Annotated in this window: 15 protein-coding genes; 2 read left to right on the top strand and 13 right to left on the bottom strand. The window is 36.8% G+C overall.

Annotated features, from left to right (window positions below; genetic code table 11):
- Positions 1-619: 619 nt before the first annotated feature.
- From TERY_RS09780 to TERY_RS09750, 7 genes are all read right to left on the bottom strand, one after another.
- Positions 620-1,993, bottom strand: coding sequence for an FAD-dependent oxidoreductase (locus TERY_RS09780; RefSeq protein ID WP_011611674.1), 1,374 nt, complete (start codon positions 1,991-1,993; stop codon positions 620-622).
- Between the two features lie 1,127 nt (positions 1,994-3,120).
- The gene (locus TERY_RS25150; protein ID WP_011611673.1) at positions 3,121-5,646 is read right to left on the bottom strand and encodes a hypothetical protein; all 2,526 of its coding nucleotides are present in this window, start codon (positions 5,644-5,646) and stop codon (positions 3,121-3,123) included.
- On the bottom strand, positions 5,622-6,614 hold the full coding sequence (locus TERY_RS09770; RefSeq protein WP_011611672.1) for an AAA family ATPase: 993 nt from the start codon (positions 6,612-6,614) through the stop codon (positions 5,622-5,624). Before TERY_RS09770 ends, TERY_RS25150 begins: the two co-directional genes overlap by 25 nt.
- Complete coding sequence (locus TERY_RS09765) at positions 6,611-7,747, bottom strand: hypothetical protein (RefSeq protein WP_011611671.1); 1,137 nt, start codon at positions 7,745-7,747, stop codon at positions 6,611-6,613. The genes TERY_RS09770 and TERY_RS09765 overlap by 4 nt, the downstream gene beginning before the upstream one ends.
- A gap of 304 nt (positions 7,748-8,051) precedes the next feature.
- On the bottom strand, positions 8,052-9,026 hold the full coding sequence (locus TERY_RS09760) for a caspase family protein (RefSeq protein ID WP_011611670.1): 975 nt from the start codon (positions 9,024-9,026) through the stop codon (positions 8,052-8,054).
- Positions 9,027-9,368: 342 nt separating this feature from the next.
- Positions 9,369-10,439: a WG repeat-containing protein gene (locus TERY_RS36685; RefSeq protein WP_011611669.1), complete on the bottom strand. Its 1,071-nt coding sequence runs from the start codon at positions 10,437-10,439 to the stop codon at positions 9,369-9,371.
- 474 nt (positions 10,440-10,913) lie between these two features.
- The gene (locus tag TERY_RS09750; protein WP_011611668.1) at positions 10,914-12,329 is read right to left on the bottom strand and encodes a heterodisulfide reductase-related iron-sulfur binding cluster; all 1,416 of its coding nucleotides are present in this window, start codon (positions 12,327-12,329) and stop codon (positions 10,914-10,916) included.
- 633 nt (positions 12,330-12,962) lie between these two features.
- On the opposite strand from TERY_RS09750, the gene TERY_RS25145 reads away from it, so the two are divergent.
- Complete coding sequence (locus tag TERY_RS25145; protein ID WP_011611667.1) at positions 12,963-14,921, top strand: CHRD domain-containing protein; 1,959 nt, start codon at positions 12,963-12,965, stop codon at positions 14,919-14,921.
- Between the two features lie 261 nt (positions 14,922-15,182).
- On the opposite strand, the gene TERY_RS09740 is transcribed toward TERY_RS25145, so the two are convergent.
- On the bottom strand, positions 15,183-16,517 hold the full coding sequence (locus TERY_RS09740; protein ID WP_011611666.1) for an FAD-binding protein: 1,335 nt from the start codon (positions 16,515-16,517) through the stop codon (positions 15,183-15,185).
- A gap of 500 nt (positions 16,518-17,017) precedes the next feature.
- Entirely contained in the window at positions 17,018-17,683 is a 666-nt protein-coding gene (locus tag TERY_RS09735) for a methyltransferase domain-containing protein (RefSeq protein ID WP_011611665.1), read from the bottom strand.
- Positions 17,684-18,084: 401 nt separating this feature from the next.
- Here TERY_RS09735 and TERY_RS09730 point away from each other — a divergent pair, with 401 nt between their 5' ends.
- Entirely contained in the window at positions 18,085-19,977 is a 1,893-nt protein-coding gene (locus tag TERY_RS09730; RefSeq protein WP_011611664.1) for a prolyl oligopeptidase family serine peptidase, read from the top strand.
- A gap of 302 nt (positions 19,978-20,279) precedes the next feature.
- Here TERY_RS09730 and TERY_RS09725 read toward each other — a convergent pair whose 3' ends face one another.
- The 4 genes from TERY_RS09725 to TERY_RS09705 all read right to left on the bottom strand — a co-directional run bounded on the left by TERY_RS09725 (position 20,280) and on the right by TERY_RS09705 (position 25,061).
- Positions 20,280-21,569, bottom strand: a complete 1,290-nt coding sequence (locus TERY_RS09725; RefSeq protein WP_011611663.1) for a protein kinase domain-containing protein — start codon at positions 21,567-21,569, stop codon at positions 20,280-20,282.
- Positions 21,570-21,889: 320 nt separating this feature from the next.
- Entirely contained in the window at positions 21,890-23,074 is a 1,185-nt protein-coding gene (locus TERY_RS25140) for a S1 family peptidase (protein WP_052845775.1), read from the bottom strand.
- 182 nt (positions 23,075-23,256) lie between these two features.
- Positions 23,257-24,084 carry a trypsin-like peptidase domain-containing protein gene (locus TERY_RS09710; protein WP_011611661.1) on the bottom strand — a complete coding sequence of 276 codons (828 nt, stop codon included), beginning with the start codon at positions 24,082-24,084 and terminating at the stop codon, positions 23,257-23,259.
- Between the two features lie 323 nt (positions 24,085-24,407).
- Positions 24,408-25,061 carry a COP23 domain-containing protein gene (locus TERY_RS09705; RefSeq protein WP_011611660.1) on the bottom strand — a complete coding sequence of 218 codons (654 nt, stop codon included), beginning with the start codon at positions 25,059-25,061 and terminating at the stop codon, positions 24,408-24,410.
- Between the last annotated feature and the right edge of the window lie 67 nt (positions 25,062-25,128).

Genomic DNA, 25,128 nt, shown 5'->3' with positions numbered 1-25,128 from the left:
CACTGAACTATCCGGACATGATATACCTAGGAGGTAGTGGGGTATATTTATTCCTCAATTTTTGGGCTATTCTGGGACACAAAATGCTAACATACATCAGCAATACCCACTGAAAAACTGATACTTTTTTCAAATAAAAAAAAACTTACTAATGTCAGTCAATGGTTTTAGACTTAATTAGTAAGCTATAGTTACTATTGGCAGAAATAGTCTCTACTTGGTCATTACAAGCACCCGAATTTTTGATACACTAGCTAATTCAGCAAGTATATTTAGCTTGAAAAAGATACCAAATAGATTCTATAATTCATCATTAGATCTACCAACTCCGAGGGAATAAGGAGTTGGAAGTCGGGGGTCGGGAAGAACGAGAAATTTAAAAAATATTTGAGGATGATGTCTACCTGAATACTTATACTTTGTGGAAGCAAAGTAGGAGACAGAAGGCTCTTATAGAAAAGGGCTTACCTCAATTTTAACTATTTTATACACAAATTATTTTACAAGATATGATATCGCGTTATGAACTAGATCGTCATCATCAAAATCTTGTAAGGATATTTTAGAGGACTTCTTTACTATGGTCTAGGTTAACTAAACCTAATAAAAATGTCTACAATTAGGTTTCAATAGATGATTTACTTGGTACTAATGGAGTATAGCGAGCTTGACGTTCTTCATAACTGGGTGTCTTCATTGATTTTTCAGTGATTAGACGAGCACCACCTTGACCTGTAAAGTAGCTCCATGCCCACTGGATCATTACAATTAATTGGTTATCAAATTCTATCATATAGTAGATATGAATAAATAACCAGGCAAGCCAAGCTATAGGTCCTGAGAAACGAATGGCTTTGTACTGTACAACTGCTTGGTGACGACCGATAACAGCTAAACTACCATAGTCAATATAATAGAATGGCTTTAAACTTTCACCTTTCAAGCGCTTTCTAATTAGCTTTGCGACATAAAATCCTTCCTGCATTGCTGCTGGTGCAACTCCAGGAATTGGGGAGTCACCTTGATGGGAGAAGTTGGCTAAGTCTCCAATTACAAATATATCAGAATAATTAGGTATTGTCAAGTCTTTGTTGACAAACACACGGCCTGCACGGTCTAATTTTGCTCCTGTACGGTTAGATATGATTTCAGATACTTTTGATGCTTTAACTCCTGCTCCCCATAATATTGTATGAGCTGGAATTTCGGTTTTTGTTTCTCCAGAGCTAACAGTAACTACATTGTTTTCAATATTAGTTACTCGTGTTTTGGTCATTACTGTGACGCCCAATTTCTCTAGTTCTAGTCTGGCTTTCTGTGATAAAGCAGGCTTGAAGGAGGGTAAAACTCTGTCTCCACTTTGAATCAGATAAATTTTAGCTTCAGTGGTATTGATAGAACGATATTCTTCTTTTAATTTGGTATGAGCTAGTTCTGCTAGAGCACCAGCTAATTCAACACCTGTTGGACCTGCACCCACAATAGCAAAGGTTAAGAGTGCCTTCCGTTTTTCTAAGTCTGTTTCTTTTTCTGCTGCTTCAAAGGAGGCGAATATTCTCCGACGCATTTCTAATGCATCTTCTACTGTTTTTAGTCCGGGAGCTTTTTCTGACCAATCATTTCCGAAGTAGTTATGGCTCACACCAGTGGCTATAACTAATGAATCATAATTTAATTCTTGATCATGTAAGGTAAGTTTTTTCTCTTCGGGATCGATGTCTACGACTTCTCCCATAATAACATGGGTGTTTTTCTGTTCTGCAACTACACCCCGAAGAGGAGAGGCAATATCTCCAGGGGAAAGACTTCCTGTCGCTACCTGATAAAGTAGTGGTTGAAATAGATGGAAATTTCTTTTGTCAACCAAGGTTACTTTTACAGGTGCTTTCCCAAGTTGCTTGGCAGCTTCTAGTCCTGCAAATCCACCTCCAACGATGACAACGTGGTGAGGAGATTGAAGATAGATTGATGCTTTTCCTGGTTTAAGACTCATAGTTATTTCCCTCTTTCAACTAAGTAATTCTTATGATTAATATGATGGCTTTTTTTTTGCCGTTAATAGAGGTTATCTTTATAACCTTACTTTTGAAATTATCATATTTTTTTAAACATTGTTAGTATTGATTGTTACTTTTTTTTTGATTGAAAAAAAGTTTATATAAGTCTTGACATGACTGCATTGTTTAGATATAATTATAAGCAGAAATTTTAATTTAAGTGAGCATAAATCCAGATAATTATACCTTTAAAACAGTTTTATTACTAGATACAAATTTACATTTTTACTACTAATTTAGGTTGATTATTTTGATGACTTGCAAGTTAAATGTACATTGGTTAAAAAAATAAGTTGCTTGGCTACTAGCAGAAGCTATTTAAATATGACTAAAGGTCTACTCATCCTATCTGAAGGGTGAAATATTGGGTCTGCTTTCAGGCAAACAATAGAAGGTAAGAGGTTGGAAACAGAAGGCTGAAGGCTCTCAGCAGGAAAAACTGATGTTGAAGGAGTGTGAGAAATAGTTTTTTGTTCAGATGTCTAATGATTTTACATAAGATGTAGGACTGCTATATTTGCTAGTCATTAATTCTCAGATCTGTGTCGGAATTTTAATTGTTCTTGGAGGCTAATTTATTTTTCGAGCTGAATGGTGAATTCTGAATGGTGAATTATGAATGCTGAAAAGTTACTAAGTTGAGCTGATCATCTTTTTTGTGTCTGACTTTTGATTTTTATTGCAACCTAATTCCTCTTTCTAGCTGATATCTGAATGCTGATAGCTGATTTAGTGGGAGTTTTCTGGTGTTTGCCTCCTACAGATCGGGTATTATCTGGGTGTTTGCTTAAGTCTTGTTTATAATAAAATCATATCCCCTAGTTACCCAAGGATTTTACAGCGCTTTTCAAGTTTATTGACTACATCGCCATAACTAAAGCTTTGTAGGAAGGTTGTAGATAGGGGGGTTGCATTTCCCTACTGTGGTCTAATGATATGAAAGTTGCTGTGATATTTGCCTAATAGTTTGGTTGTCTGTGCTGTCTTTTTGTATTGTGGTTAATTAATGGAGTCTGATGTGAGGCGTCGATGTGAGATGTTTAAAGCCTGCAGCGCAAGTATGTTACTTTTTATTGTTGATGACAGAATTGCCCGGTTGTCGCAGCAGCCAAACTAAGGCAAATCCAGTGATTACTCCGTATATAATGCCGAAAATGCTCAGGAAGGATATAAAAGTCTTAAGCAGACCCAGCTCGAACCTTGAAGAATAAACAATAGCAAAGAGCGAAGAATAAACAATAGCAAAGAGCGAAGAATAAACAATAGCAAAGAGCGTAGCAGTTATTCCTAAAACACTTGCCAGTATCCACCAGTGAGATTGAGAAAGTTGTTTTCTGAGAACCAACCATTGAGCTGATCCGATAACAAGTCCCACCACAGAAGATATAACAACAACCTGAATCACAGTATTGCTCACAACGTCCCTTACAGCATTCAACATAACTTCTGCTGTAGAGAATAGTATAGCTGATGCCAAGGCAGTTGCCAGTATCCACCATCTAGCCTGGGAAAGTCGTTTTCTAAGTACCCACCACTGGAGTGATCCCACAACAGCACCGAAAACAGTACCGAAAACAGCAATACGAAAACTAACCATAATATTGTCAACCCGTCCACCCACAAACAAACCCACAAACAAACCCACAAACAAACCCACACTATTTGCCAACACCCACTGAAACCAAAACCACCATCCTACTTGTTGTGAATATTTGCGACGGAGTTCCTCCCGTAACTCTTCCGGCATTCTCACTGCGAGTCCCTTACGACCTGCCATAAACTCCTGAAAAATATAATCCCGCAGAGGACTATCCTCAGGAGCTTCCCCAGAAAATAAGCGGAGAAGTGGTTGCACCAACCTAGAGACAACATTGCTGTATTGCCGAGCAATTTCCAATTGCCATCTTCCAACTGAGCCTTGCTCATCAGGTTTTGCCACCAAGAAACTTCTAAGCAGTTGACGAACCTCATCCTCCTGGTGGCGAGGTAACTCAGAAAGTAACCACAAGCGCAGCCAGTCAGGCATATAACCATATCGAAACCAAGGCAAACGAGCGAGAACTGTTAGCCGACAAGCCTGAAGCAAAGAACGACCATCACCAGCACTAAGAGCATTCCCCAGGTAAACCGTGAGATTCCAATTTAACTCAGGAAATACAGCACAAGCACTCAGCCAATAGTAACCAGCTTCCCCCAGATAGTTTCGGACAGACCCTAGGACATTAGTCAGCAACCATGGCTCAGGTGGATCTTGCTCAACCCAGCGCCGCCCCCGCACTCTCAATGCTTCCGGATAAGGTGCCCTACCTTTTTCTGAAGACACATAAGGCAGTTTTCCATGTTCAATGCTCCGTATCAAGTCAATTAACCCATCATTTGTTGCAGGTAGAACAATAAACTCTCGGGATAATTTCAGTTCCTGATATCCCCAATGTTCCGAAGGTTTGGGAGTGAAAACAGCCCGCTGAGACCAACTTGAAAATAAATCAAGCCAGGCTTCAAGTTCCCCAGTCAGGGAATTAAAAAAACCTTCTGCATCAGAGAAGATGAGGAGCCGATGCTGGCTGTACTTCAAAGAAATTTCCCGTAACTTACAAGGAGAGCCTTTTCCTGTAACCGGAAAACATACCCTGGGGTCGCCATCAAAATAGTAACCTATAATTAAGACTTCGTTCTCGGTTAATTGAGCAATCATTTCCTTGACAAGTCTCGCCTGGTGGTCGCTGTAGTTTGCCCGGTCGATCAGAACCAGGTATTCAGGAAGAAGCTTATAGTAGCCGTATACTGGGGCAAACCTAACTCCTCCCCGGACAGTTTTTTCTACGGTCTTGTCAATATCAAGTTCATTGGATGGAACCCGAATACGTCGCCTCAAACCCTGAGCAATGCGCAAAAACAAAACTCTGGGAAATAGTTCCTCATTTAGCCCTGATATAGACACTCGCTGAATTTCAGGAGGCCGCCTGGTCTGACGACGGTTGAGGTATAGAGCCACACGCCAACGCCACCATAGTCTCCAAACTAAGAATGTAACCGGGGGCACGAGTATTAACCATAAAAATGTAGTCCGCCATTCTTGAAGAGTTTGAGGTGGAAATAGTTTCAAGGGATCTACTGTTGGAGTGGGAAACTGCTGCATCCGGGAAGTTAAAGCCGAAAAATCCTGTATCAGGAAATTGGTTAGAACAATAACAAGAAAAACAGCGATCGCTAAACGTACCCACCGTAGCCATCGCCATTCCTGCCGCATCTTTTTTAACTCCTGTTCAAGAGCCTCAGCATTTTCGTCAGCATGAATAACTTCGCGAACGGTAAAACCCATACGTTCCATCCATTGGTCAAACCGTAGTTGGAAATCTTCTTGTTCTGCTGGGGAACTGCATAACAAGGGACCGAGAAGACTTTTAAGCCTCTGGGGTTCTTCTAACTGCTCTCCTTTTGCACTCAAAGCAAGTATCAACTCTTGAGCTGCAATATATTGGGATACACCGATATTGTATTTGTATTCTCTACGAAGCTGATCAATGAATTCCATCAACTGTTCTGGTTCTAGCCACCCTGGGCTTAACTTTGGCGACTTTTTACCCATTGCTTCATTATCTCCTTAGCTTTATCTTGATCCTCAGCAGTTTTAATCAAATTACTCAAGGTTTGCAGAGCCAGCTCAGACTGAACCAGGGGGTTTTCTGCACCGCCTGAAATTTCTTGGAGCGCTATCATCCAACCCAAAAGTTCAGAAGTAGTCGGTTTCTTCCGCAAGCCGCTTTTTCGTAGCTGAAAAAAAATATCTAGAGCGTCCTGGAGAAAGTCACTACTACCAGCAGAGTACAAACCTAGTCTATTGGTAACAATATTCTCAAGGCGCTCTTTTTGTGGAAAAGGAATATTGTAGTAAACACAACGCCGCAAAAATGCATCCGGAAGGTCTTTCTCAGAGTTGCTGGTAATGACGACTATAGGCTGTAGTTTGGAGTTAGCTTCAATCTTGATATTGCCCAGTTCTCGGACCCGAAAGTATAGATACTCCAATTCGTTGAGGATATCATTAGGAAAATCACGGGATGCTTTATCTACTTCGTCAATGAGAACGATAGAGCGTCTTTTACCAGGGTGAAAAAAATCTGGAGGTACAAAGTTCTCAATTTCAGAGGGCTCTTTAGTGAGCAAGATGGCTTGACCCAAAGCATTGTATGTCAGATAGTCTAGAGGTTTTCTGTCTAATATACTGTTTTGGGCATCTTGAAATTGTTTCAAGGAGTCATAGCTGTAAAATAAATCCCGGGCAGTGCTGGTAGACTTGGTTTCAAACTTCAGTGGTTCGTCAAAACCCAATTCCCAGGCTAGACTATAAGAGAACAAAGTCTTGCCAGTACCGGGTTCTCCAGTAAGTAATAAGGGTTGACCCAAGAGTAAAGCAACGTTGCAGGCATCGCGAAGACCAGGATCTGCCAAATAATTTTCTGGTTTGATAAATTCGGCTCGTCGCGACACAGGTAGAGTAGCTGGTGTATTATTTGGTTTCCGTTTTCCGTCACCAAAGTAAAATGGAAAATTCATGCAGTATCCTCCTTGATAGGTATTTTTCCCATCAAAATATCAGTCAATTTTATAGCTAAATTAGACATAGGCATAGTATCAGATGCTTGCTGTTTCTCCCATTTTTCAAACATATCCTCAATTATATTAATTAAATCTTGAATATTTTCCTCATCCCAATAATTCTTTACTTCTTCCCTACGGGCCCAGTCTTCTACTTCTGTTTGCGTAATTCCTTGAAGTTCGGGCAGAACTACCCCGATAATTTTATCAAATTTAGTAAAGTTAGAGGAAGACAAATCTTTGATACTTTTTTGAATAGAATAATTCCCGGTTCGAGTGTTGGAATTATTCTTGAATAGATTCTGAAAAATCCAATTCTGTAGTTTCTGAAAATAGTTTTGTTTTGGTTCAATTTTGTATTTAATAAACAAGAAAATAATTAGATGTTGATTAGGAATAAGTTCAGGCCAATCTTGCCAAAATTCTATAAATTTTTCAATAATTATAGATGAATTTTCCTGCAAATCAGCAGTGAGCAAATGTGTGTGAATAATAACTGTTCCAATACTAGCCAGGTACTCATTTATGTCTGCTTTTGAAGCAAATTTATTGTCAAGTACCGTATCTACTAAATTGTGTTCTAGTCTATTTTTTAAGTCTTCTATAGAAGTATTTCTCGGCGGCCATTTCAGTTGGTATTCTTTGATAAATTCTGTATAGTTATTATTTGTATTTATATTGGTATTTTCCTTGAATATTTTTGGCAGAAACTCCTTTTCAAGAAATTGAAAAAATGTATCATGACATTGTAATTTATCCCCGTGAATTATACATAAAAGTGGCTGAGAATAAGGATGATTGAACAATTTTTTTAATGCTTCTTTAAGTTCAATTTGTTGACTACTACGATTAACAAAGTAAGGAAGTAAAGGAGGAATATCACGACGTTCTTTTAAGCGATCGCGATGCTTATCAAGACCTATTAATTGAGCTCTCAATTTTTTTAACCTAGTCTCTAACTTTCGTTTATTCTTGATGTCTTTTAGTGGAACACTCGTAGTCTCAGGATATTCAGATATTCTTTCCTCAGTCAGAAGTAGATTTTTTTTAGTATTGTTAATTTGTTTTTCAATAGATTCAATCTCATCCATTAACTTTAATAGTCATTTTAGTTATTCTTACTCAAAAATACAAGCTTTGATTCCCCAGTTATAAGTATGACATTAGGGAAGCTATAAATCAGCAAACCACACCTAGATATTTGGCAAGTATGGTTTTTTTTCTATTGGTAATTGTTAACTTTTAACTATGTCTTAATTGACTTCATTTGAGCTGGTAAACCATGAAAAAAAACTGTAATTTTTTGAAAAAAACTTAATCTATGATAGTAGATAATCAGCATACTTTCAATATTCATTAACATTTCTCCAACTTTTAACTATTCGGCCTCAGTAGTTAACCCCCCAATTTTTTTTCCAACTTAGTTATTTCCGCCTCTATCCGACGTTTATTTTTCAAAAGTGTTAGTGGAACATCAGTAAATTCAACAAATTCACTCATGCGTTCTTCAATTAACAGAAGATTTTCACGATAGTTAGCCAACATCCGTCGCCAGGTAGCCACCTGTTCAATATCCAACCCTGGTGTAATAGATGGAATATTAGTTTCCCATTTTGGCAATGGGCGCACACTTTTCTCCCCCCCAGCATACCAAGCCAAAGCAAAATTATCCTCTAAATTAGAGACCTTGATGATAGGGTGCTGTTCATCCCCTGTACGTTCTGGGACTTTGCGTCCGACCCACATAGCAAGATCCAAAACGCGAGCATAGCCGTCTTGTTCAAATATGCCATAACCAGCCAAAGCCTCCAACAATGCTACAGTAAAAACACTGTATGGCTTTCCCGTCCAAGATAGTTCATCTTTTCGCGAAGAAGCAAGTATAACCCTACCACTACTGCTCCCCAACTGAGCGATCGCCGATGGAGGTAGAGGTGATTTTATAATTCCCTTAGGGTCTGCCTGTCCACCAGCATGGCAGCAGTCTAACAGTACCAGTAATTTTTTAGTTTTAATAGCTCTCAGACACTCCGTAAAAGTTTCGCCTCGAATAGCTGTACCCTCCAAATTTTCTAAATTATAACCATAAGGCATCAAATAATAATCTGGTTTTTCAATTCCATGACCAGAAAAATAAACGATCGCCGTGTCATCTTTTCCCGTGGTCTCAGCCAGCCAGCTCAAAGCAGATAGAACATTGGCACGGTTTGCTTTTTCACCTGTTAGTAAACGCACTTGATCAGTAGGATAGGCGCAACGAGATAAATCACCCAATACATTGGCAATGGCAGTAGCATCATCAATTGTGATCGGCAAATCATCACCTACTCCGATAACAACAGCGTATCCTTGGTTGAAAGTCTGGGACATAATTTTGCTTCTTATTAAGATGGAAAATATAATTTAATCATAGCATTAGCTATTATGATCGTTAAAAACTCCCAAAAGTTAGACAGTAAAAGGCAAAAAGTAGGAAGCATATAGTATTTATCAAAAAAAATTCAGCGCGGGCTATTGAGCAGGAGTAGGGATGTTGTATAGTTGTGGAATATTAGGGGCGCACATAGCTAAATGCTCAAATGCACTCAGATATTACTTCTGACTGCTGAATTCTGACTTGTGCTAGCACTTGCCACATCCCTACCTGATCCCTACTCTCGCGCCAGATACAACTTTGTACCCTCCAGTATGATAGTTGCTATATAAGCGCTATCAATTACTTAAATTCCAGACAAACCTACCAATTTTATCTATGTAACCCTTTTTGTCATCTACCCACACTTCTGCAATACCATTAGAAAAAGCAAAAGCATTATCAAACTCCGGCTCAATAATGATCTCATTCTTAGCATTAATGTAGCCATATTTGTCATCTATCCTTACTTCTGCTAGACCTTCAGAAAAACTGCCAGCATAATCATACTTCGGTTGAATAACTCTTTTTCCGGAAACATCAATATAGCCATACTTATCTTTAATTTTAACTGCTGCTAAACCCTCAGAAAAATCTTGACTAAATTCAAAGTTTGGTCTAATGACTTCTCTACCAGTTTTATCAATATACCCCCAAACATCAAAAATTTGAACCCTCGCTAAACCATTAACAAAGTCTCCAGCAAAATTATATTGTTCTGTAATGACCATTTCTCCAGCCTGATCTATATATCCATATTTATAGCCAGCCCCGACCCTCACAGCAGCTAATCCCTCAACAAAAAAACCCCGCCCAGTTTGTCCTCCATATTTTGATTTGATTACTATTTTGCCCATTCTATCAACATAACCCCAGTTACCATCAATTGTAACTCGTGCTAACCCTTCGGAAAAATAGACTGCATCTTCAAACTCTGGTTGAATTACTATTTCTCCATTCTGGTTAATATAGCTCCATCTTTGAGCAACTTTTTTCACTGGTGCTAACCCTTGGGAAAAACGTAAAGCAGAATCAAATTTTGGGCTGATGACTATTTTTCCCATTTCATTAATATAACCCCATTTTTCTCCAATTTTTACTGCTGCTAATCCCTCTGAGAAATTTTTCACCTGTTCAAATTTTGGTGGAATCAATATTTTGCCCATTTTATTGATATAACCATATTTTCCTTTTTGCTGAATTGGAAATAACTTTCTTTGTTCTTTTTGTTTAACAGGAGATGTGGTCGATGTCTGTGGTGGCGTGGGATCAATTAATTCCTGAATTAATTCCTGAACTTCCTTGGCAGCGCTACAGGATGTTAAACTTAAAACAGCTAAACTTATAAATAAAAATAGAGAGCGCTTCATTTGATAAAATTTTCCTCCAGTTTTTAACTCACAAATTATCCCCTATTGGAAAGTCAAAAGTCAAAAGTAATCTCTGACTAATTTTTCCGTAGGAGAGTCGGGACGTTACAAGGTTTTGATTGTGACAATGTGGTTTATGACTTTTCATTTAATTAGACCACAAAATTATTTTCGGGTAAGAAGCCGGGATATTTTTGAGTTTTTTTTATTAGAGTTTTTGGGAAATAGGTTATAAGATTTTATCAACCCGGGGTTTTGTCTTTTTATCTTATTTTTGCCCTGAGTTTAAATAGCAAACCTCTACAGTTTTTCCTCAAATTCCTGAATGATTTTTATCTCTGACAAAAAAAGAAAAGCGATATCTATTTTTTTCTGGCTAATAGTATGCCTAATAATACTAATACTTACTATTTTTTATTTTCAAAAACAGAGCGATCGCTTCCTGTTTAGACATAAATTAGACTAGTTTATTATTTACTTTTTTAGATTTAACTTTACCTCCCGAATTGAATAATCTAATAATTCTATTGGGTGCATTAAACTCATATTATTACCTTGCAAATCTAAATGCTTTTTAATTTGTAAAGAACATCCAGGATTAGGAGAAGCAATTAATTCTGCACCTGTATTCAATAAGTTTTCTACTTTTTGTTCTCCTAATTCATTAGCTGTTTCCGGTTGTAGCATATTATAGACTCCCGCACTTCCACAACATAAAGCTGCATCTATAGGTTCACGCAACTTCACCCCAGGAATTTTTAGCAGCAATTTTCTAGGTTCTAAACTAATTTTTTGACCGTGCAACAAATGGCAAGCATCTTGATAAACTATAGTCAATTCTTCTTCCTCAACCAAAGGATAAAGTTTAGCTGTCAATCCTACATTTGCTAAGAATTCTTGCACATCTTTAACTTTATTAGAAAATTCTTTTGCCTTGTCACAATACTCAGAATCATCCTGTAGAATATTATCGTATTCTTTAAGAGTGTGACCACAACCAGCAGCATTAATAATAACTGCATCAACTCCTGTATTTACAAAACTATCGATCATTTGTTTTGCCAAAGCATGAGCTTGTTCGGTTTGTCCTTGATGTTCTGGCAATGCAGCACAACAACCTTGACTTTTAGGAATCACAACTTCACAACCATTAGCAGTTAAAACTCGAATTGTTGCCATATTAACAGAGGAGAAAAATATTCTTTGAACACAACCTAAAATCAAACCAACTCGATAACGTTTTTCTCCTTCAGCCGGAATAATATTTGGATAATTATTAGAGAAAGAATCAACTGTAATTTCTGGTAGAATAGATTCCATTGCTGCTAATCTAGGAGATATTTTATCAAGTAATTTGCTACTACGAATTAGTTTGTTAAATCCTAATTTTTGATAAATAAATAAAGGAATAAGTAAAGGTCGTAATCTATTAGGATAAGGAAATAAATTAAATATCAGACTACGAATTAATTTATCAGGTAATGAACGGGGAATGTTTCGTTCTACTTGTGGGCGAGTTGCAGCAATTAATTTATCATATCTAACTCCTGAAGGGCAAGTAGTTACACAAGCGAGACAACCTAAGCAAGTATCAAAATGTTGAGAACTTGTTTGATTTAAAGATGCTTCTCCATTGTTAATAGCATCCATAACATAAATTCTGCCCCTGGGAGAATCCATTTCTTTGCCTATTACTCGATAACTAGGACATGTTGATAAACAAAATCCACAGTGGACGCAGGCACCAATTAATTCTGGTGATGGTGGATTTTTAGAGTCAAAACTAGAGTGATCTAAGTCAGATTGCAAGTGTGGATTTTGCTGTAAAAATTTGCTATCTTTCGCTGGAATTGTTGGATTACTTTGAATACTTATGTCTTTGAGATCCATTTTTTATATGATTTTTTTCAATCCTAAAGTTCATAAATAATATTATACATTAATTTTTTTGATAATTAATAATGAAAGTAGGATTGAATATTAACTCATAATTTTATACTACGCTCTGTCATACTAAAAAGTTAATAAATAAAATAAAATTAGTAAATCAATTTTCAAAGTTCCATGAAATAACCTTGGTGTGCATAATTTCACCAATACTAACTTTAGGTTATATTATATATAGTTCAATAAGTCAGTTATACTAGCCTAATATAAAGCTAATACAAAAATTGGAGAGCATTGACTTAATCAAAGATAACGATATAATCAAAAAATCTATTAATATTATTTACTCACTTATACATGAAATCTATAAGAATAAATCTCAAACTTATTAAGTATGAGAACTTATAATTTTTCTTATAATTTTTCACAGTGTAGGTCCCTAATAGATTCAGACTTAAACCTAAGTACAAATTTAATTTAGGTTGGGCGGTCTCCTTAACCATCAATACCTATTGATGAAAAACCGCCGACGGCTCCAGTAAAAGCAAGAGATGTTGCATGTAATGTCTGTACACATCAATTTTTTACCGAATTTAAAGCTTTGTATTAGTTTTACAACTAGAAAGGAGATTTATAATGGCTCGTTATTCATTTGACAAATTTTTTTTTGGACCTTCTTTATTTATCTCAGAACAACAGGAAGTTCCACCTGTAGAAGATAGTCCAGCTGTAGGGGGTTTTACTGCATTATTACTTGATAATATATTATTAATAGATGGCAAATTTAAGGAGCTATCAAGTCCTCTACTTCCTTTAGGAGGAGTAGACTCAGAGGAAAATATTGAAAGCCCCATTCATCTTCATCAGGGTGAAATAGGTCAGAATGGAGGTATTGTCCGCAACTTAAATAGATTTGAAATTGATGATCGTTCTGGTAGATTTAATGGAGCTTTTACCCTCACAGATCCAGAGCTAGAAACAGCAAAAGCAGACGCGTTTTATATAAATCTCCACACAGAAAATAACCCAAGTGGAGAACTACGGGGACAGGTAAATTTTTTAGATGGTTTACAAATATCATTTGGCCTTGGGTTGCCCATGTCAGAATCTTTTGAAGTACCCCCAGTAGCAGATAGTCCCGCTGAAGGAATAATAAATGCGACTCTGGATGATAATACACTGATAATACAAGGAACTTTTTCAGGTTTATCAAGCGATTTATTTTCGGTGGGAGGTACAGACTTAGAGGGAAATGCTGAAAGTTCTGTTCACTTGCATCAGGGATTAGCTAATTCTACTGGTGGAATTGCCCGTAATTTCAATGTCACTGATAATGGTGACGGTTCAGGTGGATTTTTGGGATCCTTTTCTTTGAGTGATGATGAGGTCGTAGCTGCAAAGTCAGGGAACTTTTATGTGAATTTGCACACAGAAAATAATCTGGGTGGTGAGTTACGCGCACAAGTTCTTGTCAACGAGACAGCTCCAGGGAACGATGCTCTAGTAGGATTTTTACCAATGTTAGAATCTCAAGTCGTTGACTTAGATTCAAATACCCAGGCTGGAGGAGTCTTTTCTAGTGAACTTTTGGGCAATAATTTTAATATATTTGGACGTTTTTTTGGGCTGTCGAGTGACTTATTTAATGTCGGACCAGAGCAGGACTCAGAGGGAAATTCTCAAAGCTCGGCTCAACTTTATTTGGGAGAAATTGGCGAGAATGGTGCATTTTTACGCAACTTAACTGTATTTGAAACTGATGGTAACTCTGGTTTCTTCTCTGGTAACTTTACTTTGGATGAGACTGAAGTGGCTGCAGTAGAGTCAGGAGGAGTTTATATTAACCTGCATACACAAAATAATCAGAGTGGTGAGTTGCGCGGACAGGTTATCTTAGAAAATATGAATACTGTAATTCCTGTTGAGAATGTGGTTTTCAATGGAGATAAACGGGATAACAATATTCAAGCAGGTTTTGCTGACGATAAGGTAAGGGGTTTTGCTGGAGATGATCGCCTAAATGGACTGGCAGGCAATGACCGAATTCTTGGTGATGATGGTAATGACACTCTGATAGGCGCCAGGGGTAATGATACTCTTTTGGGTCAGGATGGTGATGATTTTTTACAAGGTCGTCCAGGGTTTGATATATTGCTTGGAGGAAGGGGTGATGATACTCTTAATGGTGGTCAAGGTCGCGATCGCCTGAATGGTGGTCCTGGAGACGATGAATTAACTGGTGGAGCCAGTATAGATAGATTTATCTTTAACACCAATAAAGAATTTAATTCTCAGGATATAGGTACAGATAGAATTACTGATTTTAATATTGGTCAAGATAGAATCTTGCTTGACTTGGATACTTTTACTGCTCTAGATAGTTCTGCTGATGCTGGTTTATCTGAAGATGATTTTGCTACTGTCTCTAGTGAAAGTGATGCCGAAACTGCTGAAGCTGCTATTGTTTACAACTCTGTTAGCGGAGCGTTATATTATAATACTAACGGCAGTGAAGATGGTTTTGGTATTGGAGCTGAGTTTGCTAATTTAGATAATAGTCCAGTTTTAGCTACTAGTAATTTTCAACTTAGGTAGAAGCTTGAAAGCAAATTTGCTTTTTAGAAGAGTTGTTTATTTTTCCTCAACAGCTCTTCAGAATAATTGAAGTAGTAAGTGCCAATTCTATCTTTTTTAAGATATCAAGATAGAAATGTTCCTGGTGGTTTTGGTCTTAAGATGTGGTGCGTTAATGAAAATTAACGCACCCTAAAAAATAGCTGAAATAATGCAATTATCTTTTTAATATATCAAGCAAGTTTGTATAAAAAAAGTAGATAATACACCCCACTGATACTTTTAAATTCCACCAACAAAAGAATGGGGATTAAGAATATTTTTGGGGTCAAATTTTTGTTTAATTCGACGCATCATATCAAGAGCATTTTGATTATAACCCCAAACGTCAAGTTTTTGTTTTATCTCTAATGGTGCTGCTAAAACTGTCAGAAATCCACCTTGAGATTCACACCATTGCCTTAATTCTAGAAGAGTTTCAGGGGTAATAGAATTAAAGCTTAATTTTCCTAAACCACTTCCTCCATGAATTAATCCCAAATTTTTTTCTAGAGCTGGTTTACTTAAAGTTTCTACGGCTCTGTTAGGTATTACTCCTATTTTACAAGTGATTTTTGTATTTCCGTGAACATGGCAAATTTTCTGTTTTAATTTATTCCATAATTCTGCTTCGTCATCGTGATAATAAGTGGAGTTTAATTCTAAACTATTTCCTACTTCTAATAATTTCTTTGATTGCTCTTTCACACTATCTATTACAGTTTGAAATCTTACTATTAATCCCACCCCTTTGCCTAAGTCTAATTCTTGAACTAAATTCATTGAAAGTAAGTCAACAGCAACAGGTGTTAATGCAGAAGATAATAAAGTTTGAGTTGCTTTAGCAATGTTATTTTTTTCTCCTACTAAAACAACAGTTCCAGATGCTTCTTGTATGGGATAAACTCTGAAAGTAAGTTGACTAATAATACCTAATGTGCCATAAGAACCTGTAAATAATTTCATTAGGTCGTAGCCTGCAACGTTTTTAACTACTCGTCCTCCTCCTTTGGCAATTTTTCCATCTGAACGCACGAAACTAATACCTAGTAACATATCTCGTACACCCCGGTAGCGTTGACGTATGGAACCAGTGTCAGCAGTGGCAATAATACCGCCAAGAGTTGCACTTTCTGAGTAGGCCGGGTCGATAGCTAGAAATTGTCCGACTTTTGCCAGGGTTGCTTGTAGTTCTGCATATTTTATTCCTGGTTCCACGGTAACGGTTAAGTCACCGACAGCATGTTCGATGAGACGGTTGAGGCGAGCACAACTGACTACTATTATTTTTTGGTGGTGAGTAGTTGGATCTACTTTTAATAAACCTCCCCAATGAAGTTTACTACCACTACCACAAGGTAATATGACACAGTTATTTTGGGCGCAGTAAGCAACTACATCAGATAGTTGTGCTTGAGTTTCTGGATAAATGATACAGTTAATAATGTTATTGGGAGCGATCGCCTGTGAGATCTGTTGTTGTTTTGTTGGGTCTATATTTTCCCATAAATTAATGTTGTCTTTGCCAACAATAGTTTCTAGTTCTTGTATGTTAAGTCTATTTTCTTTTGAAATCACTTTGATTAAATTAATTTTCTGAGTAAAATTGTTGTTTTTACAGTTAGCAATTGACAATAGTTACTATTTCTTTTTATACCATATTGATAATTTTTATTTTAATTAAAATCACAAGTTTAATCTGACTATAAATAATATAATCATAAATTATTTTTTACATGGTTTGATATCATGTTTTTTTTATTTTTTTGATTATTTTAGATTCATTGAATTGATATTTTAGTTTGTTTGAAAAATTATATCATCAAAAAAAATGCAGAGAATGGGTATTAGGTAGTGGAGAAAATATAGTAAAAAAAAATAATTTTTACTCAGAAAAAATACTTATTTAATTTACTAGCTACTACCTAAAACCTAAGTAGTGGGACACAAATCAACAACTCTTTATGTATTAAAAATACAAATATAACGCTAACTGTGATTCCACAAGGAGTTTATGCTATTTTGACCACAACTCATACAGATACTAAAACTTTTGTCCGACTACTTATAACCTAATATTAAAACTGACGATAAGCAATTACAGCATAAAAAGGATCCCCTCCTCCTAAACCTAAGGCCTGCAAAAAACTTGGCACATTTGACTTTTGAGAAATTACTTCTACTTGACTAAAACCTGGAAGACCATTGGCATTTTTTACAGACTCAAAATAACTCTTAACTAGCTCTACTCTTCCCTCTTCTGAATTATCTCGCCAAGCAGCGATCGCTTTATCATAAAACATCCGATTAGAAAAACTAATAATTGCTATACCACCAGGTTTAAGAATACGATGAATTTCATAAAATATAGCATCAGGATATTGCAAATATTGAATTGAGGCACAGTTGAGCACAGCATCAAAATCTTTGTCTGGTAAAGGTATTTTTAAGTCCTGATTAAAATTATGAACAAAGTAATGGTTTAATTGGCGATTTTTGGCCAACTCTTCCTCATTCATACCATGTCCTTCAACATGAGCAAATTCTACCTTTTCTGGTAAATGAGAAACCCAGCTACCCATCATATCAAAAATTCGAGTATTAGGTTTGAGGCGATCGCGATATAAATTGGTCAACTGGTCAATAAACCCTTCATCCACATGGGTGACAAACCTGGGAATAGAATAAAATAAACTATCGTCAGAATTATCTAATTTTGTACGTTGTTTAGCTTCTAATAACATAAAAAGTCAAGGTAGGTTTACACTACTTCTATTGTATGTAAATATTACAAATTGTAAAGTAGAATATCAAAGTAAAATCTATTTAATACTAACTATCAAAAAAAAATGGCTCAAGCCGTTTCAGGACTATTTGTCCCTAAAATATGTTTATACAAAAATTAACTTTTAGATCACATAGAATGATTTAGAAACAGTATAATATGATGTCTGGATAATAAGTAATAAAAAAGTACATGGTTTGTACTAACTCAATAGCCCTATCTATACTTAAAGCTCCTCAAATAATAGGAGCTTTAAATACAGTTACAAATGAAAATTAAATCAGTATTTCTATGTGGCTTGGCTGCAGTCAAAGCTCCTGATAACTAATACGCTAATAACTAATAAGGTGATAACTACAAATGACCAGCAAAGAAAAAACTACGGCTCAACTCACACCTCTCATTCCTCGTGAAATTTTATTTGGGAACCCTGAACGTACTAAACCAAAAATTTCCCCCGATGGAAAATATCTTGCCTACATCGCCCCAGATGATAAAAACGTTTTGCAAGTATGGGTACAAACTATTGGTAAACAAGACGATCGCCAAGTTACTGCTGACCAAAAACGAGGCATTCGTATGTATCTTTGGACTTACAAGCCAGACCAACTGATATACCTCCAAGATGCTGGTGGTGACGAAAACTTTCATCTTTATCAAGTAAATATTCAATCAAACATAGTGCGCGACCTGACCCCATTCCAAGGAGTTAAAGCGCAAATAGTAAATTTAGATCATTGTTTTCCCGACCAAATATTGGTGGGAATGAATCTAAAAAACCCCCAAAGTTTTGATGTTTACCGCATTGATCTTAATAATGGTGCAGTAGAATTTGATACCCAGAACCCAGGTAATATTGTTGGTTGGACTGCTGATGCTCAATTTCAAGTCCGGGCAGCGATCGCCAGCACTGAGGATCGAGGTTCTAATTTATTTTATCGGGAAACTACAGAAAAACCATGGGAAACTTTGCGTCATTGGGGACCTGATGAACAAGGTGGTCCGGTTCTCTTCTCCGATGATGGGAATATTCTCTATATATCGGGTAACCATGATGCTAATGCTCAACGTCTACTTGCTCTAGACCTTAGAGATGGTCAAGAAAAAGTAATTGCTGAAGACTCCCAATATGATATTAGTGGCATCATAACTCATCCTACAACTCGTACTATTCAAGCAGTAGGTTTCTACAAAGATAAGCTAGAATGGCAAGTTCTGGACGATAGCATTACTGCAGATTTTGAATTTCTGAAAGCAGCTCATAAAGGGGAGTTTCGCATCGTAGACCGGACTCTTCAGGATCTTAACTGGTTAGTAGCTTATTTCACTGATGACGGACCAGTTTATTATTATGCCTACGACCGTACTGCTAAAACTACAACTTTTTTGTTTACGAACCAACCAAAACTAGAAGGTTTACAGTTGGCTCCTATGGAACCTATTTCCTATGTTGCTAGGGATGGTTTAACTATTCATGGATATTTGACTAAACCTGTGGGGGTTTCTACTCCAACTGCAGCAGTGCTTTTAGTTCATGGAGGACCTTGGGCTCGGGATACTTGGGGTTATAAAGGGCAAGCTCAATGGTTGGCTAACCGGGGTTATGTGGTGTTGCAAGTTAATTTCCGCGGTTCAACTGGTTATGGTAAAGACTTTCTCAATGCTGGTAACCGGGAGTGGGGAGCGAAAATGCATGATGATCTCATTGATGGAGTTAACTGGCTAGTTGAAAAGGGTATCGCTAACAAGGATGAAATTGCTATTATGGGTGGTTCTTATGGTGGTTATTCAACTTTAGTAGGGTTAACTTTTACTCCGGAAGTCTTTGCTGCTGGTGTTGATATTGTCGGACCTAGTAATTTGATCACTTTAATGGAAACTATTCCACCTTATTGGAAACCTCTGAAGAGGGTTTTTAGTCATCGTATGGGAGATATTGAAACAGAGCCAGAGTTTTTAAGGTCGCGATCGCCTCTGTTTTTTGTGGATAAAATTCAGAAACCTTTGTTAATTGGCCAAGGAGCAAATGACCCACGGGTGAAGGAGTCAGAAAGTGAACAAATTGTTCAGGCTATGAAGGATGCTGGTAAGCCTGTAGAATATGTTTTATATGAAGATGAAGGTCATGGTTTTGCACGCCCAGAAAACCGTTTACATTTTTATGCGATCGCTGAGGAATTTTTGGCAAAATACTTAGGTGGAAAATTTGAACCGGCGGGTTCTATAGATGGGCACTCTGGTGTGGTTAAGTAGTATCATTTTTAGTTGAGTAGATATCTTTTATTTGGGTAGGCTATAGTAGGGACATTCTTATGACTGTCCCTACAATGTTTTGTTTGTGGTAATAGGGCTTATAAAGGCGATCGCTCGTCTAATATTTCCTCATTCTAATATTTTGCTGAGAGTGTTGTAGAACGGGTGCTGATAATTTGCAAGTTCTAAATGTTAGACTGTAAGGATAAGGTTTTGCTTGTTTATTTTACTTGTTTAATTTATCCCTGAAAATATCTGATCAAGGTTGTCAATTTTTGTATCTTTAGTTCTCAATTTTATCTTCAATCAAAACTACTATTGTCTAATTTAATTGGGTATTTTTGGCAATTATCTTTTTGCCACAATAGTTCATAACAGGGTTGTTTTTTTAATGCCAGATTTATTTGGTTCATTGTTTTTAGATACTCTGATTTTTTGGTTTGAATTTGATTATTAATTTCTGGGTTTTGGGGAATATTTTCTAATTCTTGAATTGCGATTTCTAATTGGTTTCTGGCAATTTCTAATTCGTTTTTTTCTGTGGCTTTTTTGGCTTTTGTAATTACTTTTTCTGCTTTTTCAGTTGCTGCATATAAGGTTGACTGGGTTTGGTTTTTGTTATTGTAAAAAATGTATGTTCCTGTGCTGATAATTCCTACGATAATGGCGACTATTCCGATTTTTAACCACTGATTATTTTTTGGGCTTGTTAAAGTTACGGGGGAAATTTTTTGAGTTGGTTGTAGAGATGATGGGGTTTTGGTAATTTGCAGTTTGGTTTTGGAGCTCGAATAAGATGTTTTGCTGCTTTTTATTGCCGTTAACATTTCTTTGGCGCTTTGATAGCGATCGCTCAATTTTTCTTCTATAGATTTATCTAAAATATTGGCAAATTCTGGGCTAATATTTGGTAGGTTTGAATGCCAGGAATATTTATTTTTGGGTATTTCTCCTGTTAAGAGATAAATTGCTGTAGTGCCTAAACTATATATATCGCTGGCAAAGGTTGGTTCTCCTAATATTTGTTCGGGAGAGACAAAGTCGGGAGTTCCTATTTTTAAGGTATTTGGGATTTGAGGGTTTATTGAAGTGACTATTTTTTTGACTATGCCGAAGTCAATTAATATGGGTAAGTTTTCGGAGTTCAGCATAATATTAGTTGGTTTAATATCTCGGTGAATTATTTTGTGTTGGTGATGAATAAATTCTAGGACTGGCAATAATTTTATTAGTATATTTTTGACCTCTGTTTCTGTTAGTTTGCCCTGTTGTTGAAGTTTTTCTTCTAGGTTACATCCTGCTATCCATTCTTGAACTAAATAAAATTGATTATTTACAGAAAAATAGGCGTATGAATCTGGTATTTGCGGGTGTTTGCCTAATTTTTCTAAGATTTTTGCTTCTTGTTGAAATCTTTCTTCTTGTTCTTTTTGTAGTTTGGTGTTTTGGGGATCGGTTTTGAGTTGTTTGATGAGACATGGGCGATGGGTGGCAGTTTTGATGTCTTTTCCCTGGAATGTGGTGCTTAAATTTGTCTCGTGCAATTTGTTGATAATTTGGTATCGGTTGTCTAGAAGTTGGTTTGTGGTCATTGGTGGTTTAGGTTGGTTAGAGAGGATGGCTTTTGGGAATGTTTAACAATTACAATTATATTCAAATTTTACAAAAGTAGGTTGGGTAGAATGAAGTGAAACCAAACACATTAGCATGGTTAAGAAAGATTGGTTTTGGCAATATTAAAGTAGGCTCCTCAACAAGGAAGTGAAACCTAACACATCAGCGGGGGATAAGTTGGGTTTCGTGACCTCAACCCAACCTACAAATACTAAGAATTTTTGCGGCGGGGTGCCAGGTATCGAATTAACTTGGCAAACTTTTTTCTTGACGGCTGAAAGGACTTAGTGTTAGACTTCTAATTACACGCCCCCAACCCATCAGCCCAATCCCACACAAAAATCATGCCAATTCCTCCCACCATTCCCCAAATTCCTCCCACCCCCCAGCAAGCAAACTCTATCAGCCACCAAAGCCTCCCTCTCCAAGGCCAACGCTGCTCCCGGGAGACCAAAATCCCCTCAAACACCCCTACGACCCAACGAAACGCTACGACGACGACAGCGACATACAGCCCCCACACACCCAACTTCAAGAACCACGACCACCAAACATAACCCCAGAGGCAAAACCTTTTTTTATCATTTTTTATTTTTTTTTCTCCCTCTTGTTTTCGCCCTTCTGTCTCTTTGAAAAGTTTAGCCTCTAGCTTTTCCACTAGCCCTTCTGCCTCTTCACGCTTCCGCCGCTCCTCCTCCAGTTGTCGTCGTAATTTAACTTCCTCATTGTCACTACTCGAAGAAGACAAGACATCGGGAGTTGAACTCCCCAACACCTCCTCAACCTCTGGTGGCACCATCTGCAAAAAAGTCGAAATCAAAACCCCCTTCCCATCTCCACCAACCTTCGTCAAGCCCACATGAATACCCACCAACTGCCCCGCCTCATTCAAAACCGCTCCCCCACTCATCCCCTTATACAAACTCTCACTAGGTTCAGTAGGTTGATAAGTCAAATTATCTCCCACTTGTGGGTTGGTCACCTTAGCAGGAGTAAACTGAAAACCCTGCCTATTCTCAGCCCCAGGCCAGCCCGCCACATAAACTTGATTATCATCATCTAGCTGACTCGCCTCTCCAACCTCCGCCACCTTATAATTAGTAAAACTAAGAAACGTCACCACAGCCAAATCTTCCCGTGGGTAACGCCTAATAAATTTTAGAGGTAATACTTCTCCTAATTTCCCTGGTTTTTCACTGCGAATAAACACCGAAAGTCCATCGTCAATATCAGAAATATGATCAGCAGTTAGAACATAATAAACAGAATCTTTTCTACCAATAATTACTCCCGAACCTTTAGGAAGATATTTATTACCTCCAGTCAAATAACCCTCACTCACAATTTCTACTACCGTTTCTTTTGCTAATCTATTTAAAGCAAAAGGATTTACAGGAGTACCTGATTTTCTGGCAATAAAAGTTGGTTGTTCTGGTTGTGGTGGTTGTTTGTTCAGAAAAGGTATTTTATTGCAACTAACCAAAGTTAATATTGTTAGTAAAATTGTTAGTCTGATGATATATTTCTTTATAATTATTTTTTTCTTGAAACATTTTAAGATTGCTTTTTTCATAAGAATTATATATTACTACCACCAGAGGAATTACAATTATACATAGCACATTTTGGGCAAATAATGTACAGAGTAAATCGTAAAAACCATATTCAAAATTCAAAATTCAAACCTAATCCAGAAGGAGATAAATAAACCAAAGTTTCTGATGGAATTGCCCAACTTAAACTAGATAAAAAATCCAAAGCCTTCTCGGAAGAAATATCCAAAGATTCAGTCACCCGGGAACCATCTTTATATAGATAAATATCAGGATTAACAAAAATAATTGGCTCCCCCATACCAATAATTCCGACTAACTGACCATGATTATTTAATAAAGGTCCCCCACTCATACCATTAAAAACAGTTAACTTATATCCAATCTGATATCCCGATCGCATTGGTCTTGCCAAATATTTAGAAACTTCACCCAATTTAGTACAAGTTAAACCGCCCTTTTTAGAACTAGTAACATTAACATCTATAGGAAAACCAACAGCCATTACTCGTTCTTCCTTTTGCCACTTTGCCAAACTAACAATTGGATAATTTTTCAGACTATTAAACTGTAAAATAGCCAAATCATTACCTGTGGTTTGATTATGATGAAAACTCACCAATAAACTTGCTTGATGTTTTTCACCATCCTCAGTTTCCACAACAAAATTTTCAGTCTTATCTCTCAAAACATGATCATTAGTTACCAGAGTATAAATATTCTCCTGTTTCTGCACTAAAATTCCCGTTCCCCAACCCTCACCAGAAATAATTTTCACAGTAAATTTAGCAGCAGTTTGGCAAAGTTGTTTTTCAACTATTTTTTCAGGTAAAATAGGATGATGAGAAGGAGCGATCGCTAGCTCTAAATCAGACCAAAATAAACTTGTCAGAAATAGACTCAAGATGCTAATTCTTTTGAATGAAAAATTGAGTTTCATTAAATGGTAGACTCCTTTAATCAAATTCGTAGTTCAGCTTTAACCTAAAAGCAAATATTTGAGAGCTGAAGCCCAAATACAAATAAACATTCCTATTCCCCAAGATTTGGAGAATTTTTCCGAACATTTGCCTTGTAGTTGAGCCTCAGTTCAAAAGTTAAGATTTGAGGAGCTAAAGCCCTACTAAAAAAATTGATTAACTTATTCAAATAAATATTCCTATTGCCAAATATTTGGAGAATTTTTCAGAGCATTAGGCTTGTAGTTAAGCTTCAGTTCAAAAGTTAATATTTGAGGAGCTAAAGCCCAACTACAAAGAATAATTATTCGCATCCCCAAATACATTGATTAGATTCTTCAATATCAGTCTTTGGTTCTTCAACTTTTCTGATAATTTCTTGGGAGTTATTCCCATGTAGTGGAGAATTATTTATCCATTTATTAATATTAATTGAGTCTAAATTTCCACTACGAACTAATACTTCATCTGGTAAATGTTCCAGGGGTGCATTTGAACGACCCCTGTTTAGTTTTTCCAGTTTTCTAATCATGTCTTGGGAGTCATCCCCCGGTAAAAGAGTCATCAAAACATTAGGGTCAGGACAATCTACAATATAATCATAGTTCTGTTTAGAAGCACATAATACTGGCCAACCATTTGCTTGACCAGAAACAATATAGTTCAAATGACCCGTATTTTGATTATCTTGAAATTTCTGAGAAACGAGACGACAACGTTTTTCAGGAGGATACCCTTTAAAGTCATCAATTTTCCAAATAATTAAAGTTTTTAAAGGAGTATTGCCATCCTTCTCTGGCAGTCGCGCAATAGTAGCAGGTTGACCCCCTTCAGTACCACAGAAAAAACTAGCCCTACGTCGACTTTGTTGTGCCTGAGTATGCTGAGTTAGGCCAGAAATTACAGCTAAACTAAAGCAACCAATAGTCAACCATTGTTTGATGAATTTAAAATTCATATATGCTGCTCCTTTGCTAATAAGAACATAGTAATTATATTCAAAAATTCATGCAGAACTTACACAG

Source organism: Trichodesmium erythraeum IMS101 (genome assembly GCF_000014265.1).
Lineage (GTDB): Bacteria > Cyanobacteriota > Cyanobacteriia > Cyanobacteriales > Microcoleaceae > Trichodesmium > Trichodesmium erythraeum.
This window is presented reverse-complemented; position numbering and strand designations above follow the sequence as displayed.